Source organism: Chryseobacterium phosphatilyticum, from assembly GCF_002899825.2.
Classification (GTDB): domain Bacteria; phylum Bacteroidota; class Bacteroidia; order Flavobacteriales; family Weeksellaceae; genus Chryseobacterium; species Chryseobacterium phosphatilyticum.
In genome coordinates this window covers 1430588-1449463 of sequence record NZ_PPED02000001.1, presented here as the reverse complement: position 1 = coordinate 1449463, position 18876 = coordinate 1430588, and the positions used below count along the sequence as shown (strand labels likewise).

The 18876-nt window shown below is 36.7% G+C and carries 16 protein-coding genes; 9 read left to right on the top strand and 7 right to left on the bottom strand.

Features of this window, described 5'->3' with window-relative positions:
• The first annotated feature begins 138 nt into the window (after nt 1-138).
• Both C1631_RS06620 and C1631_RS06615 read left to right on the top strand, forming a co-directional pair.
• A complete protein-coding gene (locus C1631_RS06620) occupies nt 139-2133 on the top strand; it encodes a S9 family peptidase (protein WP_109711236.1) in 1995 nt (664 codons plus the stop codon).
• Nucleotides 2134-2217: 84 nt separating this feature from the next.
• Nucleotides 2218-2709 carry a DNA-deoxyinosine glycosylase gene (locus C1631_RS06615; RefSeq protein WP_109711234.1) on the top strand — a complete coding sequence of 164 codons (492 nt, stop codon included), beginning with the start codon at nt 2218-2220 and terminating at the stop codon, nt 2707-2709.
• Nucleotides 2710-2874: 165 nt separating this feature from the next.
• On the opposite strand, the gene C1631_RS06610 is transcribed toward C1631_RS06615, so the two are convergent.
• From C1631_RS06610 to C1631_RS06585, 6 genes are all read right to left on the bottom strand, one after another.
• On the bottom strand, nt 2875-3906 hold the full coding sequence (locus C1631_RS06610) for a phosphotransferase enzyme family protein (RefSeq protein WP_109711232.1): 1032 nt from the start codon (nt 3904-3906) through the stop codon (nt 2875-2877).
• Nucleotides 3897-4805, bottom strand: a complete 909-nt coding sequence (locus C1631_RS06605; protein ID WP_103248815.1) for a sugar phosphate nucleotidyltransferase — start codon at nt 4803-4805, stop codon at nt 3897-3899. Before C1631_RS06605 ends, C1631_RS06610 begins: the two co-directional genes overlap by 10 nt.
• On the bottom strand, nt 4795-6192 hold the full coding sequence (locus tag C1631_RS06600) for a Gfo/Idh/MocA family protein (protein ID WP_103248816.1): 1398 nt from the start codon (nt 6190-6192) through the stop codon (nt 4795-4797). Before C1631_RS06600 ends, C1631_RS06605 begins: the two co-directional genes overlap by 11 nt.
• 127 nt (nt 6193-6319) lie before the next feature.
• The gene (locus C1631_RS06595; RefSeq protein WP_185144648.1) at nt 6320-7393 is read right to left on the bottom strand and encodes a serine hydrolase domain-containing protein; all 1074 of its coding nucleotides are present in this window, start codon (nt 7391-7393) and stop codon (nt 6320-6322) included.
• A 51-nt stretch (nt 7394-7444) separates the two neighbouring features.
• Nucleotides 7445-8980, bottom strand: coding sequence for a M61 family metallopeptidase (locus C1631_RS06590; RefSeq protein ID WP_109711230.1), 1536 nt, complete (start codon nt 8978-8980; stop codon nt 7445-7447).
• A 53-nt stretch (nt 8981-9033) separates the two neighbouring features.
• Nucleotides 9034-9726 carry an AIM24 family protein gene (locus C1631_RS06585; protein WP_109711228.1) on the bottom strand — a complete coding sequence of 231 codons (693 nt, stop codon included), beginning with the start codon at nt 9724-9726 and terminating at the stop codon, nt 9034-9036.
• A gap of 281 nt (nt 9727-10007) precedes the next feature.
• Here C1631_RS06585 and queA point away from each other — a divergent pair, with 281 nt between their 5' ends.
• The 5 genes from queA (at nt 10008) to C1631_RS06555 (ending at nt 15578) form a co-directional block, all read left to right on the top strand.
• Nucleotides 10008-11057: a tRNA preQ1(34) S-adenosylmethionine ribosyltransferase-isomerase QueA gene (queA, locus tag C1631_RS06580; protein WP_109711226.1), complete on the top strand. Its 1050-nt coding sequence runs from the start codon at nt 10008-10010 to the stop codon at nt 11055-11057.
• Between the two features lie 295 nt (nt 11058-11352).
• Nucleotides 11353-12387, top strand: coding sequence for a dual-specificity RNA methyltransferase RlmN (gene rlmN / locus C1631_RS06570; RefSeq protein ID WP_103248333.1), 1035 nt, complete (start codon nt 11353-11355; stop codon nt 12385-12387).
• Between the two features lie 75 nt (nt 12388-12462).
• Nucleotides 12463-13413, top strand: coding sequence for a sterol desaturase family protein (locus C1631_RS06565; RefSeq protein WP_103248335.1), 951 nt, complete (start codon nt 12463-12465; stop codon nt 13411-13413).
• Between the two features lie 235 nt (nt 13414-13648).
• Nucleotides 13649-14527 (top strand): hypothetical protein, encoded by an 879-nt coding sequence (locus tag C1631_RS06560; protein WP_109711224.1) that lies wholly within the window; start codon nt 13649-13651, stop codon nt 14525-14527.
• 73 nt (nt 14528-14600) lie between these two features.
• Nucleotides 14601-15578 carry a polyprenyl synthetase family protein gene (locus C1631_RS06555; RefSeq protein ID WP_109711222.1) on the top strand — a complete coding sequence of 326 codons (978 nt, stop codon included), beginning with the start codon at nt 14601-14603 and terminating at the stop codon, nt 15576-15578.
• Nucleotide 15579: 1 nt separating this feature from the next.
• Here the strand turns inward: C1631_RS06555 and C1631_RS06550 are convergent, their stop codons facing one another.
• Complete coding sequence (locus C1631_RS06550; RefSeq protein ID WP_228441066.1) at nt 15580-15891, bottom strand: hypothetical protein; 312 nt, start codon at nt 15889-15891, stop codon at nt 15580-15582.
• Between the two features lie 118 nt (nt 15892-16009).
• Here C1631_RS06550 and C1631_RS06545 point away from each other — a divergent pair, with 118 nt between their 5' ends.
• Complete coding sequence (locus C1631_RS06545) at nt 16010-18442, top strand: alpha-ketoacid dehydrogenase subunit alpha/beta (protein ID WP_109711220.1); 2433 nt, start codon at nt 16010-16012, stop codon at nt 18440-18442.
• Between the two features lie 80 nt (nt 18443-18522).
• Nucleotides 18523-18864: a hypothetical protein gene (locus C1631_RS06540; protein ID WP_109711218.1), complete on the top strand. Its 342-nt coding sequence runs from the start codon at nt 18523-18525 to the stop codon at nt 18862-18864.
• Nucleotides 18865-18876: the final 12 nt, after the last annotated feature.

The window sequence follows — 18876 nt, the reverse complement described above, 5'->3', positions numbered from 1 at the left end:
TAATTTAGGAAAACTTAAGTGTTAATTTTTTCGTCAGTTTTTATTTTAAATATTAACTTTGGCAATCTTTGAATTTAATAAAAGGAGTGAAAAAAATCTGCCGGATTTCATCATTCCATTAAAAATGAATAGTAACATATGAAACTTAAGTACAGCCTGCTGGCTCTGGCAGCTCCGCTTTTAATGAATGCACAACAAGTAATGACGCCTGAAATTCTTTGGACTTTGAAAAAAGTTGGAGTACAGGCTGTTTCACCGGATCAGGCTTCCCTTATTTACAAAGTAGGGCAGGTAGATCTGAAAACAGAAAAAACAAAGAGTGAGAACTATTTTCTGAATGTTCTTAATAGCCAATCTTCTAAAATTGATTTCGGTAAAAAATCTCTGATCCAGTGGGATAAAAACGGGATTTATGCGCAGGAAGGAGATAAGATCTATCTTTCTAAAGACGCCGGAAAAACATGGAGTGAATTTTATACTATCGGTGAAGTTGACAATATTGTTATTTCCCCTGATGGTAAAAGAATCGCTTTCAGTAAGCAGGTTTTGGTTGAAAAATTAATGGGGAAAGATAAATATGCCGATACCCCTAAAACAACAGCACAGGTATATACAGACCTGAACCACAGACACTGGGATTATTTCAATGAAGGAAAATACAACCATGTATTTGTTGTCAACACTTCTGATAAAGTAGATGCAGCAAAAGATCTGTTGGAAGGAAAGACCTGGGATTCTCCTCAGAGACCTTTCGGTGGTGCCGAAGATTTTATCTGGAGCCCGGATTCTGCACAGCTTTTATATGTTACAAAGCCTAAAAGCGGGAAAGAATATGCAACAAGTACCAATACGGATATTTTTGCCTATGATATGGCTTCAGGGACGACAAAAAATCTTACAGAACCTAATAAAGGGTATGATTTAAATCCTAAATTTAGTCCGGATGGTAAATCTCTGATCTGGCAGAGTATGGCCAGAGATGGGTATGAAGCCGATAAGAATGATGTGAAAATCATGGATTGGAAGACCGGAAAAACTACGAATCTTACGGCAAGCTGGGATGATAGTGTTTCAGGAGATGTACTTTGGGGAGCAGACTCAAAAACGATTTACTTTACGGCTGCTTTCAGAGGAACAAAACAGCTTTTCTCACTTGATGCTAAATCTGCAAGAGTACAACAGATCACCAAAGGAGATTTTGATGTTAACGAAATTTTCACCGACAATAAAACTTCTCTATTAGTAGGAAGAACAGATGTAAACCATGCTACGGAATTATTCTCTGTGAACCTTAAAAACGGAGAAATGAAACAGGTGACTGAAGCGAATAAAGATGCCTATGCTAAGTTGGCTCAAGGCAAATCTGAACTTAAAATGGTAAAAACTTCAGATGGTAAAGAAATGGGAGTTTGGTTCCACTATCCACCTAATTTCGATCCGAATAAAAAATATCCGACATTGGTATACTGCCAGGGAGGTCCGCAATCTGCATTGACACAATACTTCAGCGTAAGATGGAACTTCGCCCTGATGACAGCCAATGACTATATCGTGGTAGCTCCGAACAGAAGAGGTATGCCTGGATGGGGTACCAAATGGAATGAAGATATTTCAAAAGACTGGGGCGGACAACCGATGAGGGATTACCTTGCCGCTACAGATTACGCCAAAACATTACCGTATGTAGATGGTGATAGAGTAGCAGCAGTAGGTGCAAGCTACGGAGGATACAGCGTATTTATGTTGGCTGGAATCCACGAAAACAGATTCAAAACATTCATTGCCCACGATGGATTATTTGATATGAAATCATGGTATCTGACGACTGAAGAACTTTGGTTTGCCAATTGGGATATTGGTTCACCATGGGAGAAGCCACAACCAAAAGCCTACACAGAATTCAATCCAAGCAATTTTGTAGATAAATGGAATAAACCAATTATGATTGTTCAGGGAGGAATCGATTTCCGTGTTCCTTATGAGCAAGGGCAAGAAGCTTTTCAGGCGGCAAAATTAAGAGGGTTGAAATCAAAATTAGTCTATTTCCCGAATGAAAATCACTGGGTACTTCATCCACAAAACGGATTGGTATGGCAGAGAGAATTCTTTGACTGGTTGAAAGAAACATTATAAAAAATATTAATAGAGGCGGGCTTTAGCCCGCTTTTTTATTATGCAAAATTCCAACGGCTTTAGCCAAAATGTATATATTTGATTATGCAAAATCGTATTTCTTCTTTTCCACCTATTATTGATTCACAGTCTGAAATTTTAATCCTTGGCTCCATTCCGGGAGGTAAATCCCTGGAAAAGCAGCAATATTATGCCCACCCTCAGAACAAATTCTGGCGAATTATCTTTGAATTGATGAATGAAGAGTTTACTGAAGATTATTTCCAAAGAATTGAAACGATAAAGAAATATCATATTGCCCTTTGGGACGTTATCGACTCCTGTGAAAGAAAAGGAAGTCTGGACTCTGAGATCAGAAATGAAGAAGCTAACCAGATTGCCGGATTATTGGAAGAATATCCGGATATCAAAGCCATTTTCTGCAATGGCGGGAAATCCTACAAAAACTTGATTAAGCTATTAGGGAAGAATAGCAGTTTACCTATATTTTTACTCCCTTCAACAAGTCCTGCATATACCATCCCATTTGAGAAAAAACTCGAAGGGTGGAAAAAAATTCTTGAATTTTTGAAATAGTAGACTCTTGCAGATTGAGCAGGTTTTCTTAATCAAAAAAATGCATTTTTTTCTATTGTAAATATTTAAGCTTTCTTCAATAGGCTTATAATGACATCGAATAAGTAAGGGGGCCACTTAAAATAATTTAAGTGCTCAAATAGTTTTTGTGCCATTTGTGGATTATTAAACGCCTAAATATTCCCTCAACCCCTTCAGTAACTCCAGTTGATTTTTTGTCCTGTCCAGATTATGTTCGGGATGTGTGATAGAGTAGTACGTACTCCCATTCAGGTAATCGGTTAAAAAACGAACTTCCTGGATATAAATGGCGACTTGTGCTGCATAATCAAGATTGCCGGATTCTTTCGGCGTTAATTTTTCTTTTAGGTGGAACAGGAATCCTTCTTTTACAACCTGGTACATTTCAGGGTTGAAATTATTTTTGGCACTTCCGTCATCTTCAGCGGTGGTATTGGTATAGGATTGGATCATCGTTCCAAAATCATATAAAATGGTAGAGATCATTATGGTATCCAGATCAATTACAGCCAACGGTTTATGGTTTTGATCGAAGAGGATATTGCTGATTTTTACATCGGCATGGATGATTCTTTTGGGAATTTGATTGTTTTTCTCCATTTCTATCCATTGATCTGGTAAGGAAAGAAACTGATTCGTGATTTCTATTTCAGTCTTTGCATTTTCTTTTAAATGAGGTGCTGCATTTTTTAGTGAATTTTTATAATCCGTGATCCTTTTTTCAAAATTGAGGAAATCGGTGAGGGTCTCTTCAATGGCAGGTAGCTTTTGAGTATTTACGATAGCAAGGAAGTAACTAAAGGTTTTAGCTGCTTCAAAAGCCGTCTGTAGAGATGGAGCGGTAAGAAAAGTAGTGCTGTTTTCAACGAAACTCAGCATGCGCCATGGCTGATTATCTGTATCTTTTATCAGAAGTTTATGGGTAAGAGAAGGGATAGGCTCAATAATTTGAAATTGATAATTATTGGATCTAAGAAGGTCATTAACCATTAAATGATTATTAATGATGTTCTCCGGCTGTTTGAAAACGTTTTGATTGATCTTTTGAAGGATAAACTTTTTCTTTCGATCCTTATCCTCCAAAAGATAAGTCGTATTGATCAGTCCATCTGTAATAGGATAAATACTATAATTTTCGGTGTCAATAAACTGAGCTACAATATCTTTTATTTCCATAAATCTTCCGGATACTTGTTTTTTTGAATCTCCGATATCAGGAAATTCTTAATATTCTTTTTGTCGTCTGCATAGGTGACTCCCATCCATGGAGAATTTGATGTCTTTACCAGCACTTTTACCTTTTCTTCATCCATCATTCTCTGTACTGCAGAAGGAATATAGAATTCCTGCTTGGGTGCAGGATCTGACTCGATAAAGTCATAAAAATAAGCTTCCAGGGAACAGAAAATATGCGGATGGAAAATAAAAAAATTCATGGATACCAATGTATCAGGGGATATGGGAATATTTTTTCCTTCCTCTGTGTAAATGATTGAACCATTTAATTTTTGAATAGAGGTCTGCTCTTCTACTTTGACCAGGTAATTTTCAGTATCTAAAGTGCATATTCCTCTTGCTACCGTTCCATAACTGCTCAATGTGATTCCTACGGGATAAGCCACCATTCCAAACTGAAATTCAGAAATACGGTGATGATCGATTTCATCAGCAGCTAATTGGTAGGCTTCTTTACCATAAAAATCATCGGCATTAATCATGACAAAAGGTTCCTGTATGACATATTTAGCACACAAAACGGCATGAGCGGTTCCCCATGGTTTTTCCCGTTCGGGATAATCAAACCCCTGTAGACGGATGCTGTCTATTTCCTGGAAAATCCAGTGAAGTTCAAATCCTTTTGCTTCAGATATGGCAGTAAGTCGCTCAATATAACTTTGGGGAATCAGCTTGTTGATAATAATAACGATCTTTTGGAAGCCAACTTCCAGAGCATCATAAACAGAATACTCCAAAATCGGTGATCCGTTATCGAGTATTCCGTCTATTTGCTTTAATCCTTTGTAACGGCTTCCTAGTCCGCCGGCTAGTATAAGTAAGGTTTTTTTAGAACTCATCGGTCATTCCAAATACAGGTTTACGGGTTTTCCATTTTCCATTGGTGAAATCAGGGATATCAACTACCTGTCCGCCTTTGGCAATAGATTCTTCACTTAACGGAGTGATAGAGTACCACAAAGCAAGGTCATAAACATCCATCGGGAATTCTATATTTCGTTTGATACACTCAATAAAAGTATTCATAACAAAGAAATCCATTCCTCCATGTCCTGCTCCGGCAGCTGTGCTTTCGAATTTCTTCCACATCGGATGGTCGTGTTCTTTCATCCATTTTTCCGTATTGTCCCAACGGTGAGTGTGATTCATTGTTTTTTCAAAGTAAATATGCCCCTGGTTGAAATCTCCCCAGCCGAAATCCTGCCATAGTCCTTCTGTACCCTGTACTCTGAATCCTAAATCATAAGGTCTTTGTAAGCTGGTATCATGTGTTAAAAGAATGGTTTCTCCATTTTCACAGGCAATCTGAGTTGTTACAATATCTCCCTGATTGAATTTTACTTTGGCATTCGGGTGATTTTCACCTCCTTTGGCATGTTCAACAATATATTTATGAAGTCCTACAGATTTGGACGAGAATGAAGAAAGCCTGGTCAGACGATTTCCTCGATTGATATCCATCATCATGGCTACAGGTCCTAATCCATGCGTAGGATACAATTCTCCGTTACGTTTTACATAATGCTCAGTTCTCCATTTAGCCTCACTGAAGCCTTTCTCACCAAATTCGGCTCCGGAATTGTATGGGGTAACCCCATCATTGAATAGGACTCCTCTTAAATCATGCTGATAACCCCCTCTTCCATGCACCAGTTCTCCGAACATTCCTTTACGAACCATGTTCAGAATTGCCATGATGTCTCTGCGGTAGCATACATTTTCCATCATGAAAATAGGAACTTTGGTTTCCTCATATACTTTTACAAATTCCCAGCAGTCCTGAAGCTTTATGGCTCCGGAAACTTCCATCCCCACAATTTTCCTGGCGCGCATAGCCTCTACACCCTGTGGAAGGTGCCATTCCCAAGGAGTAGCAATAACAACGGCATCTATGTTTTTCGACTTTAAAAGATTTCTGTAGTCGTATTCACCGTTTGAAAACTCCTGAGCAGCAGGTTTATTGTTGTCTTTTAGTATTTTTTGAGAAGCAGAAAGCATTCTTTTATCCGGATCAGCAAAAGCTATAATTTCTACATCACTGCGTTTTGCAAGCAATTTTACATGTTCCTGTCCACGAAGTCCTACGCCGATAAAACCAACGCGGACTTTCTTATCTGTTTTAAAATCATTTGAATAAGCAAACAAAGAATTGGGTAAAACCAATGCCCCAAAGCTTGCTAATGTTGCAGTTTTAATAAAGTCTCTGCGGGAAGTGCTCTTGTTCATCTATTTTTTTTCTAAATATATTAAAACTTTTTCAAAGAATGGTGAATATATTTGAAGGAAGGGATGATGAAATTAGAGTGTTTGAGAGTAATGATCGGGCATAGTGCTGACAAATAACCAGCTATTTTTATTGCCCGTAGTAAGCACTGATCAGTTTTTCTCTCATTTTATTCAGGTATTTGATGTCTTTAGTGTTGGATAGAATAATGACTGTCAGATTTTTATCTACCAGATGTACCCAGTTGGCGCTATGTCCGTATCCCTCTCCCTGTCGTTCTGCAAATAAGGTGTTGACAGCTCCGAATTTTTTAGGATAAACCCAGAAACCCAATGCGGTATCTTCCAGTTTGGGATCTGCAGTAATCATGGTTTCTAATGTTTTTTTCTTAAAAAGGACAGAGTTAAATATAGCCTGATCAAAGATGAGTAAATCTTTTGGGGTAGAATACATGGCTCCCGCCGAATAAAAATTGTCAATATAAGAATTGGTTGGCATATGAAGAGCAAACGGATCAGATGGATCCGCTGAGTATCCTTCATCAATATTTCTGATGATGTCATTGTGATGAAGGAATCCTGTATTTTGCATATGAAGAGGAATAAGGATCTGCTCTTTTAAAACCTCTTCAAAGGGCTTGTTATATATTTTTTCGATAATCTTTCCCAGGAGGATGAAATCACCATTGTTATAGCTGAATTTTGTCCCTGGTTTATCGACCAGTTTTTCAGAGAGAAATGTAGTGATAAAGTCATCCAGGTTCCATATAGTGTTATCATAGGCCTGGTGGATAAGTTCCGGTGAGCTGATGTCTTTATTGTCTCTGCCGCTGCTGTAAGTCAACAGGTTCCTTATTGTAGCTTTTTTAGCCGCTTCTCCTTTATACTCCGGGTAATACGTGGAAATCGGAGCATCCAAATTAATTTTACCTTTTTCGTAAAGTTGCATGATTAATGCCGCTGTAAAGGTTTTCGTAAGTGAAAAAATATGAAATCTCGTCTCGTCAGAAAAACTGATGTTATAATGCCTGTTGGATAAACCTGTATAGGTAAGAAGCTCCGTTTTTCCATTTTGAGCTACCAGGACAGCCCCGTTAAAATTATCTTTTTTTACACAAGAATCGATTACTTGCTCCACTTTCTGTATCTGTGGATAGGCAAAATGAATAATCATCACCAATAGTCCTGAAAGTTTTCTTTTCATAGTAATGTTTTTATAAGGCAAATACTTGAAGGTATGTTTTTTAAACACGTTTTATTGGCCAATCCAGGCTTTTCTTAAAGACAGCTGTTTTGAATCCGGATTGGATAAAAGACTTACTTTTCCGGTAGCTTCATCATAATTAAAACCTACTTTGGTCAGATATTCCTTTAAAGGAACGGGTTGTGTACCCTCTATAAAATCTTTGAAAAAGATACGTATTTCCGGGTAAGTCATTTTCGTAATTTCATCAAACAGATCATCATCATTAAAATATTTACCGGCTCCATATTTTTTCATCAGCTGAAGCATCAGATCCTGGGTGCCCGTTTTTCCTCCTGAAAGCTCCCGCAACCTTATGTCCAAACACATTCCCAGTAATGGTCCCTTTTGATAAAAATTCATATACTGGTCTTGTCTCTCCATTGCATTTTTACTGATTTCTGTAAAAGAAAGCTTGTTATCAAACTCTTTCATTCCTTTTATCTTTTCCTCAATACTTTTTTCAAAATCATCGAGACTAATCATTTTTTGTTTGATAGGCATGTGAATGGTTGCATATTCTGTCATCCCTTCATAAAGCCACAAATGTTTAGATAGGGAAGGGTTCAGAAAATCATAATGCTGGATTTCTCCTGAATGAATATTAAGAGGAGTAATAATATGGAAGAATTCATGAGATGCGACCCTGTTTAAGGCATTGGGAAGATAATTCATACTTCCTGAGCGGTACAGGCAGACCGTCGATTGGGAGTGCTCCAGTCCGTCTCCCATAAATCCTGTTTCATTTGAAGATTCATAATAAATCAAAAAGGCATATTTGCTGACCGGTAGGGAACCTCCCAGATAAGCTTGCTGGTTTTTCAGAATGTTTTCTATCTCAAGCGCTATTTTTTTGGAATAATGCCGTTCTTTCTTGTTATAGAATGAAACCAACACTTCAGTATGGCCTATTTTAAGCCAGGTGGTATCGGGAACACAATATAGCACCGGAGAGTCTACCAATTGCCGGTAATCTTTTGCCCGGACTATATCTGTATTTTTGTTTTTTTGTTTATAATCCAGTGCAGAAGAAGCATAAAAGTCTTTATTTTTTGTAACTGTTATTTGATAAGGAATATCTTTCAACTCCTCAAAATATCCCACTAAAGAATTATAATTAATAACAAAAACACTGTCTTTAATGAATGTACTGCCGGCAGATTTTGCCTCATGGGTATCCTTTTCCAAAGAGTCCCATCCATCAGCAACCTGATATGATATTTTGTTGACATGCTTAAGGTCATGTATGATCCAGCTATTCTGATCCAGACGTTCGGTAGTGATCTTTTTACCTTTCTTATCAGTGGCTACAAGATTGGAAACATACTGCCCGAAATTCATAGCCTGATAAAACCCCGGAATCAGCTTTGGTATTACGAATTTCCCCTGTTTAAGATTATTTGTGGGAGGAGTAAAAGAAACTTTGACTTCATCATTAGACAGATGAAGAAGATCAATATTGTATTTGTAGTTTTGTTTTGATGCTTGGGCAATAAGTGTAATAGGAAATATAACCAGTACGAATACTAACTTGATCAGGTTATTCATCTGCTTTTGTTTTAGTTAGTACGAAATTACAAAAATTGCCCAAGGTTGTAGCTTTATTTTTCCATAAAGTATACTTCTTCATAAGGCTGAATCAACACCCAGCCGTTCCCTGAAAATTTCATCTGGAATTCTTCACCGCTTCCTCTTCCGATAAGGCTTTTGAAGGAAACATTTGTTTTAAGTTCAGGACTTAAGTTTCCGGACCATGCGACTGTAGCATTAGGATCAGTGAAGACCGGAGTGTCAGGCGTTACCAGTAAAGTCAAAGGATCACCATGGGTTGTAATTGCGATATGCCCCGTTCCGGAAAGCTTTACCTGAAAAAGACCACCCGACATCATTCCTGCAATACTTTTTAGCATGGTAATATCACTTTTTACACTTTGTTCATGAGCCAGAACATCATTTCCGTTTACACAAACCGATTCATTATTTAAATAGAGAATACGAACTTTCTTTCCGGAGTCTGCAACATAGAGTTTCCCCGTTCCTTCTGCCTTCATCAGTTTGCTTCCTTCACCGCTAATGGCTTTCTTTAAAAGATTTCCAAGCCCACCGGATAGCATTCCCTGTCTTTCAAAGTTGATATTTCCGACATAGCTTACCATACTTCCTCGTTTGGTCCATACAGCCTGGTTATTCAGGTTGATTTCCAGGAGGTGTTTGGTCTCCAGTTCAAAATAATCCCTTTGCTGCGGATTTTCTTTTGTCTCATTGATAAATGCTTCAATTGAATACTTGCTCATTATTATAGTTTTTTTGATGGATTAATACCTGTTTTATTTGAATTGATTTTGCACAATTTATATTCCGTAGGGAATCAAAAGTAAATTTTGTTTGTTGATTCTATGGTTATTTTTTCCAGGAGACTAAAATAATTCTTTTTTTTCGATTGAAATCCCCGTATAATCACGGTTTTACATTTGATCATAAATAATACTTGACAAAGGGGTATCGAATGTCGTATATTTGCACTCCGAAAATTACACCATGTAATTTCAATAATTTTTAAACCGTAATTTAAAAAATGAAAACATCAGATTTTAATTTTGATCTTCCTGAGGAATTATTAGCAGAACATCCATCAGAGCACAGAGATGAGGCGAGATTAATGGTACTTGATAGAAAAACAGAAACTATTGAGCACAAATTATTCAAGGATGTAGTCGATTATTTTGATGAGAATGATTTATTCATTTTCAACAATACCAAAGTTTTTCCTGCACGTCTTTATGGAAATAAAGAAAAGACAGGGGCTAAAATCGAAGTTTTCCTTTTAAGAGAACTTGATAAAGAAACCCGTGTTTGGGATGTTTTGGTAGATCCTGCAAGAAAAATCAGAATTGGTAATAAATTATTTTTCACTGAAGATGAATCATTGGTAGCTGAAGTTATCGATAATACAACATCAAGAGGAAGAACGTTAAGATTCTTATTCGACGGTTCTTATGATGAATTCAGAACGAAATTAAAAGAATTGGGAGAAACTCCGCTTCCAAAATATATCAAAAGAGCAGTAGAACCGGAAGATGCTGAAAGATATCAGACGATCTATGCCAAAATTGAAGGAGCAGTTGCTGCCCCTACAGCAGGATTGCATTTCTCTAAACATTTGATGAAAAAACTGGAGATCAAAGGAATCGATTTTGCAGAAGTGACTCTTCATGTTGGTTTAGGAACATTTAACCCAATCGAGGTAGAAGATCTTTCTAAACATAAAATGGAGTCTGAAGAAATCATCATCGATGAGAAAAATGCTGCGATCATCAACAAAGCGGTAGATGCTCACAGAAGAGTTTGTGCAGTAGGTACTACAACAATGAGAGCATTGGAAACTTCTGTTTCTTCAAACAAAAAAATATCTGCTTTCAACGGGTGGACAAACAAATTTATTTATCCTCCTCACGATTTTGGAGTTGCAAACTCAATGATCACAAACTTCCACACACCAAAATCAACATTATTGATGATGATTGCTGCGTTTGCCGGAAGAGACTTCGTAATGCATGCTTATGAAGAAGCCGTAAAAGAAAAGTATAAATTCTATTCTTACGGTGATGCAATGTTAATCCTTTAAAAAATAAAAAGAGCCAAGTTAAAAGTAATACAAGTCAGGATGAGACAAAATGATTTACTTACAAGAACTTTTACATTTGGAGTTGATTGTTTTACATTTTAAGAACACTTCCCAATGATACTGAAAGTAAATTAATAAGATTTCAACTTGGAAAATCAGCAACTTCAATAGGGGCTAATTATGAAGAATTTAAAGCTTTATTGAAAGAAAGTAATGAATTGAAAAACATTTTGGCCACAATAGTTAACTACCAGACTTTAAAAACTTTTTACTTTTAACTTGGCTCTTTAATATTATGAAAGACATCCGTATATTATCATTAGATCAGCTTAAAGAGTACTTTGTATCTTTAGGAGAAAAACCGTTTCGTGCGAAACAGGTCTATGACTGGCTATGGAGCAAAAACCTCCATTCGATTGATGAAATGACGAATCTTTCGAAACCTCTTCGTGAAAAAATTTCCGAAGAGTATACCATTAATCCGGTTTCCGTAGATTTACTCCAAAAAAGTAATGACGGAACTATTAAAAATGGAGTAAAGCTTCATGATGGATTATTAGTAGAATCTGTTCTAATTCCGACAGAAACAAGAACTACAGCTTGTGTTTCTTCACAGGTGGGCTGTTCATTAAATTGCGAATTTTGTGCTACAGCAAGACTGAAAAGAATGAGAAATCTTGAAGTTGCTGAGATTGTAGACCAGGTTGCATTGATTGACACCCAAAGTAAAATGTATTTCGACAGACCGCTTTCCAATATTGTATTTATGGGAATGGGGGAGCCAATGATGAATTACAAAAACGTGGTGGAAGCCATCAGAAAAATTACCCAACCCGAAGGATTGGGAATGTCTCCAAGAAGAATTACAGTCTCTACATCAGGAATTCCCAAAATGATGAAGATGCTTGCGGATGAAGAATTGCGTGTGAAACTGGCTTTATCACTTCACTCTGCTATCGAGTCAAAGCGTAATGAAATCATGCCGTTTTCCGATAAGTTTCCGTTAACAGATATTATGGAGGCTCTTCAATACTGGTATCAGAAAACAGGTTCGGTGATAACTTTTGAATACTGCGTATGGAAAGGTATTAATGATGGTGATGAAGATATCAAAGCTTTAATCAGATACTGCAAGCAGGTGCCATCTAAGGTGAATCTTATTCAGTATAATCCTATTGGCGACGGGAAGTATGACCAATGCAACAAAAAAGCAGAAGAAAATTATATCAGACAACTTGAAAATGCAGGTATTACCGTAATGGTCAGAAGAAGCCGGGGAGGTGATATTGATGCTGCTTGCGGGCAATTGGCCAACAAAACCACCGATTAAAATTTCCTTAAAAAAACCTTAAAATTCTCTTAAAGAACCTCTTAAAGTCCTACCTTTGCATAAAATTATTTTATGATGATGGATTTTCTTATGAGCGAGGACGGGTTAGAAACTGTATATGCATGGGCAGTGCCATTACATGCAACAGTTATTTTAGCTGAAATGATTTATAGTCATGTTTCTGAAGCTAAATTATACAGTGGAAAAGACCTGGCAACAAATGTTTATCTGGCTTTGATGAACTTTGGTCTTGATCTTATCATGAAGGCCTTCGCAATGGGGGTGATGTTTTTCTTTTATCACCATAGGATTTTCTCCTGGGATTTGAGTATCTGGTATCTCCTGGCATGTTTTGTGATCACAGACTTTGCCTATTATGTATTACATTATGTAGATCATCGATCCAGAGCATTCTGGGCAGTTCATATTACCCACCATAGTTCAGAGTTTTTTAATCTTACAACTGGTTTCAGAAGCCCTGTATTGCAACCTCTTTACAGATATTTATACTTTTCACCACTGGCATTCTTAGGATTTAATCCATGGCATATCATGGTGGCTTACGCTATCGGGCAGGTATACGGAACTTGGGTACATACACAAACTGTGAAAAAGATGGGATTTTTAGAACATATTCTGGTAACTCCTTCACACCACCGCGTGCATCATGCGTGTAATGTAAAATACCTTGATAAGAACATGGGAATGTGTTTAATCATTTGGGATAAAATATTCGGAACCTTTGAAAAAGAAGATCCTAATGTCCCTGTAAAATATGGAATCTATCCGAAAATGCCGGATAACAGACCAGATACGGTACTTTTCTATGAATGGAGAAAGATATGGAAAGACCTTAAGCAACCGGGATTGAAATTTACGGACAGAATCAACTATATTTTTAACTCTCCGGGATGGAGACATGACGGAACCGGGAAAACAGTAAGACAATATCAAAAAGAATATTTTGCAAGACAAGCAAAAAAGAAAGAGCAGCAGGAATATCAGAAAGAACAAAAAACTGCTTAATTTCAACATTGACACTAACGAAAAATAAATAAGGGAACGGATTTTTTAGTCCGTTTTTCTTTTGTATCAGGTAAATACATTGGCAGAGTACCTAGAGAACGTTAAAATGCAGAAATTGTAAATTGAACTTTTACCCTCCCAAACTCAGTCCCCCGAACCCCTGAATCTCGTATCTCATACCTTCACCCATCCGTTTAGCACTGCCCATTTAAATTGAAAGACCTATTTTTGCATTATGAAAAAAACTCTTCTGCTTTTTACCTTTATTATTTTTCAGACTCTATTCTCACAACAAACAGATTTTCTTAAAATAAAAAATTACAGAATAGGCCACTTTGATGATAAAATTGAGGAAACATCAGGATTGAATATTTTCAATGGAAAGCTCTATACATTTAATGACAGCGGAAATCCTCCTGAATTGTTTGAAATCAGTAAAACGACAGGCGAAATTCTAAAGACTTTAAAGGTAGACGCCAAAAATACCGATTGGGAAGCATTAACGAATGACGGAGCCCATTTCTATATCGGTGATTTTGGAAATAATGATGGAAGCCGAAAACATCTTAAGATTTTTAAGGTTCCTTTGCAAAATGACAGCTTACAAAACAGCCTGATAAAGGAAATCTCTTTTCGTTATCCTGAGCAGAGTGATTATATATCCAATTATTATAAAACAGATTTTGATGCGGAAGCAATGGTGTTTACCAACAATAAAATCCATCTTTTTACAAAAGAGTGGGTTTCAAAATCAACAACTCATTATGTGATTGATCCCAATGTTTTGGAAAAACAAGATGCAATAAAGACAGAAACCTATAAAACAAATTATGTAGTAACAGATGCTGCTTATTTTGAGAAAAAACTGTATCTCGTAGGGTATACCAGGAAAACAGAAGTCTTTTTGGATATTTTTAATGAAACAGAGCCGGGCATCTTTTTTAAGGAAAATCCTAAACATTACTATTTGGGAACTGCTTTATCAATCGGACAAATTGAAGGAATTGCTGTGGACGAAACAGGAATTTATATATCCGGGGAAAAGTTCAGGTCTCCGCTGGGAAGAACGAAACCCTATTTGTATTTTATCCCAAAAGAGAAACTCAAAGATTAATTTTCCCCTAAAATTGGCCGAAAAAAATTATCTTTGTGAGAATTAATAATTATTCATCTATCATTCGTAGATTGTGGCAAACATTGTAGAAGACATCAAGCAACCGATCAATGAGGAAATGAAACTTTTCGAGCAGAAGTTTTATGAATCAATGCAGAGCAAAGTCCCTTTATTAGATAAAGTAACCCGTTTTATTGTTACCACCAAAGGGAAGCAAATGCGTCCGATGTTTGTATTTCTTTGTGCCAAATTGGTAGGAGAGGTTACTGAAAAGACTTATCGTGGAGCCTCAATGATTGAGTTGATTCATACCGCAACTCTGGTACATGATGATGTGGTAGATGAAAGTTTCAAACGTCGCAATTTTTTCTCTATTAATGCATTATGGAAAAATAAAATTGCTGTTCTGGTTGGCGATTACCTTTTGTCTAAATCAGTATTGCTGTCTACAGATCACAAAGATTATGATTTGCTCGGAGTCATTTCTAGAACTATTCGTGAAATGTCGGAAGGAGAACTTCTTCAGCTGGAAAAAGCCAGAAAACTGGATATTACAGAAGAGGTGTACTATGAAATTATTCGTCAGAAAACAGCAACTTTAATTGCCGCATGTTGTGAAATAGGAGTTCTTTCAAACAGTACGGATGAAGTTCTTGCCAGGAAAATGATGGATTTTGGAACCTATACCGGAATGGCATTCCAGATTAAGGATGACCTTTTTGATTATTTAAGTTCCAATGTTATCGGCAAACCCGTAGGAATTGATATTAAAGAACAGAAAATGACCCTGCCTTTAATCTATACTCTCAATACGGCAGATGAAAAAAATCGTAAATATTATTTTGATACTATAAAACGATACAATACTAATCCAAAAAGGGTAAAAGAATTGATAGAATTTGTAAAGAACTCCGGTGGATTAGATTATGCCATTACTGCCATGAAAGATTTCAGGGAGAAAGCAAAAGCTATTCTTAATGAATTTCCTGATTCTGATGCCAGAAGATCCCTACATAGTATGCTGGATTATGTAATTGAGCGAAAATTTTAAATTAAATAATTTTTAGAGTGACAATAATAACGGCTAGAACTATACAAAATAAGGCTGTTAAAAATAAATAATCCGCAATAGACTCAAACGTGTATTCCCGCTTTTCTTTTCTTGTTCTAATGGCCAGAAATGAAAAGAAACAGCTGCAGGCAAAAAGAATGCACGCAAAACCTGCAAACTCATCCAGATATGTACTCTGACTTATTTTAGCAATTTTCAATGAGGTGATAATAATCAAAGAAAAACCTAAAAGATTGCTAGATGCATTCAAAATATGAGGTGACTTTTTTTCCATCTTTACAATTTTTTTCAAAATAACGCACAATTTTTATTATTATCAAATTTTTAAAAAAGATTATTAAAAATTAAAATTAATTTAAAAAGTGTATATTAGCAAAATACTTGAAGATTAAAAACTTTTTTACTTAGCTATGCAAACAACCTATATTGAAACACAGCAAATATCCTTTCAAGATTTTAAAAATCAAATACTTGAAGACTACAGGTTAGGAAGGATCTCTCGTGAAATGTCTTATCTCGGAAGAAGAGAAGTACTCACAGGAAAAGCTAAATTCGGAATTTTTGGGGATGGTAAGGAACTTCCTCAGCTGGCAATGGCGAAGGTTTTCAGAAATGGAGACTTCCGTTCCGGATATTACAGAGATCAGACTTTTGCATTAGCAGTAGATGCTTTAACTGTGGAAAGCTTCTTTGCACAAATGTATGCTGATACCAGTGTAGAAAGAGAGCCGGCTTCTGCAGGAAGACAGATGAACGGACACTTTGCAACAAGAAGTTTAAACGAAGACGGAAGCTGGAAAGATCTTACCGCACAGAAAAATATTTCTTCTGACATTTCTCCTACAGCAGGGCAGATGCCAAGATTATTAGGGTTAGCTCAGGCTTCTACAATTTATAAAAGTGTAACATTTGAAGGTTCTGAAAAATTCTCCAAAGGAGGTAATGAAATTGCTTTTGGAACAATCGGGGATGCTTCTACCGCAGAAGGGCACTTCTGGGAAACATTAAATGCTGCATGTGCACTTCAGGTTCCGATGATCGTATCGATCTGGGATGACGGATACGGAATTTCAGTACCTACAAAAAACCAGAGAGCAAAAGCTGATATCAGTGAAATGCTAAGTGGTTTCCAGAGAAAAGATGGAGAAAATCAGGGATGTGAGATCATTCAGGTGAAGGCCTGGGATTATCCTGCCTTGTTGGATGCATATGCTAAAGCAGAACACTTTGCAAGAACAGAAAGCGTTCCTGTGGTAGTACATGTTGTTGATGTTACCCAACCTCAGGGCCACTCCACATCTGGATCTCATGAAAGATATAAAAATGAAGAACGTCTTGCCTGGGAAGCAGAATATGACGGACTGGCAAAATTCAAAGAATGGATTTTAAACTATTCTATTGAAATTGACGGAAAAGAAGAAGTGATTGCCACTGCTGAAGAGTTGGAAGCAATCGATGAAGAAGCAAAAAAGAAAGCTAAAACAGGACAAAAGGCTGCCTGGGACAATTATCAGAAAGCAATTACTGAATTAACTCAATCTATCCTGCCTTTAGTAGAAAACCTTAAAGGTCAGAATGCTGAAGTAGAAACATATATCACGCAGTTTAATAAATTGGTTTCTAAGGCTAAAAAGGATGTATTCCATTTGGTAAGAAAAGCTTTATTAGTGACGAGAGGAACCGATTCTGCTGAGAGAAATCAATTGATGCAGAAGTACAATGAAGTAGCCGAAATCGAAAAAGACAACTATTCTTCTCATTTATATTCAGAGTCTCAGTGGAAAGCTGAAAACATCAAAGAGATCAAACCTGTATATTCCGATAGCTCTGAAGATGTAGATGGTAGAGTAGTGATCAGAAATAACTTCGACAAAATTTTCTCAAAATATCCTGAAACGTTAATCTTTGGTGAAGATACCGGAAATATCGGTGACGTTAACCAGGGATTGGAAGGAATGCAGGAAAAATACGGTGCATTGCGTATCGCCGATACAGGAATCCGTGAAGCAACGATTCTTGGACAAGGAATTGGTATGGCAATGAGAGGTTTAAGACCAATCGCTGAAATTCAGTATTTAGATTATGTGCTTTACTGTCTGCAAGGAATGAGCGACGATCTGGCAACAGTACAATACAGAACAAAAGGAGGTCAGAAAGCTCCTCTCATTATCAGAACAAGAGGTCACAGACTGGAAGGAATCTGGCATTCAGGTTCTCCGATGGCGGGTATTCTTAACCTGTCGAAAGGAATTCTGGTATTGGTTCCAAGAAGCTTAACAAAAGCTGCTGGATTCTACAACACTATGCTTCAGGCAGATGAACCTGCGATCATCGTAGAATGTCTGAACGGATACAGATTGAAAGAAAAACAACCTGATAACTTAGGTGAATTCACAGTGCCTGTAGGTAAAATTGAAGTGACTAAAGAAGGAACAGATGTGACTCTGGTAACTTACGGTTCTACCTGGAGAGTGGTAACAGAAGCAGCTAATGAATTAGAAAAATTAGGCATTTCTGCAGAAGTAATCGACATCCAGTCTCTGATACCTTTCGATTTATCTCACGAGATTGCTGAAAGTGTTAAGAAAACAAACAGACTGGTTGTAATTGACGAAGATGTGGAAGGAGGAACTACCGGATTTATTTTGCAGCAAATCTTAGAAAAACAAAAAGCGTTCAGATATCTGGACTCAGATCCGTTGACGATCTCTGCCAATGATCACAGACCTGCGTACGCAAGTGATGGTGACTATTTCAGCAAGCCGTCTACAGATGATATGGTAGAAAAAATCTACGCGATGTTTAATGAAACAAATCCTCAGAAATATCCTGCGATATTCTAATTGGATTTCAGATAAATTTTGAAACCGCTTCCTTTTGGGAGCGGTTTTTAATTTATATTTATTAAAATTAATTGCAAACCATGAAACTTAGATTTTTATATTTAGTATTAATAATTATCAGTTGTACAAAGGATAAAAAAGAAGTTTTATTAGCAGACAGAGAAGCTCCTTTAGGTTGGATTTACTTGAAAATGTATGATGATAAAAGTTTCGAATTTATTTCTCAAGGAATGATGCGAGATAAAGATATTTACAAAGGGAGTTATGAATTAAGTAATGATACGCTTTATTTTAAATATAAAGGTTCAATTCCAAAAGCGGGTTCAAAAGCTTTAATAGAGAATGGTTTTGTAAATTATGCTGATGGTGACTATTCTGAAAGTATTCAAATAAAACTTAATGAATTAAAAATTAACAAATAAAAATGCTGCCAA

Bases quoted from the DNA above. Each gene is read 5' to 3' on its own strand.
- C1631_RS06620 (WP_109711236.1), top strand. From the start codon at position 139: ATGAAACTTAAGTACAGCCTGCTGGCTCTGGCAGCTCCGCTTTTAATG.
- C1631_RS06615 (WP_109711234.1), top strand. From the start codon at position 2,218: ATGCAAAATCGTATTTCTTCTTTTCCACCTATTATTGATTCACAGTCT.
- C1631_RS06610 (WP_109711232.1), bottom strand. From the start codon at position 3,906: ATGGAAATAAAAGATATTGTAGCTCAGTTTATTGACACCGAAAATTAT.
- C1631_RS06605 (WP_103248815.1), bottom strand. From the start codon at position 4,805: ATGAGTTCTAAAAAAACCTTACTTATACTAGCCGGCGGACTAGGAAGC.
- C1631_RS06600 (WP_103248816.1), bottom strand. From the start codon at position 6,192: ATGAACAAGAGCACTTCCCGCAGAGACTTTATTAAAACTGCAACATTA.
- C1631_RS06595 (WP_185144648.1), bottom strand. From the start codon at position 7,393: ATGAAAAGAAAACTTTCAGGACTATTGGTGATGATTATTCATTTTGCC.
- C1631_RS06590 (WP_109711230.1), bottom strand. From the start codon at position 8,980: ATGAATAACCTGATCAAGTTAGTATTCGTACTGGTTATATTTCCTATT.
- C1631_RS06585 (WP_109711228.1), bottom strand. From the start codon at position 9,726: ATGAGCAAGTATTCAATTGAAGCATTTATCAATGAGACAAAAGAAAAT.
- queA (WP_109711226.1), top strand. From the start codon at position 10,008: ATGAAAACATCAGATTTTAATTTTGATCTTCCTGAGGAATTATTAGCA.
- rlmN (WP_103248333.1), top strand. From the start codon at position 11,353: ATGAAAGACATCCGTATATTATCATTAGATCAGCTTAAAGAGTACTTT.
- C1631_RS06565 (WP_103248335.1), top strand. From the start codon at position 12,463: ATGATGGATTTTCTTATGAGCGAGGACGGGTTAGAAACTGTATATGCA.
- C1631_RS06560 (WP_109711224.1), top strand. From the start codon at position 13,649: ATGAAAAAAACTCTTCTGCTTTTTACCTTTATTATTTTTCAGACTCTA.
- C1631_RS06545 (WP_109711220.1), top strand. From the start codon at position 16,010: ATGCAAACAACCTATATTGAAACACAGCAAATATCCTTTCAAGATTTT.
- C1631_RS06540 (WP_109711218.1), top strand. From the start codon at position 18,523: ATGAAACTTAGATTTTTATATTTAGTATTAATAATTATCAGTTGTACA.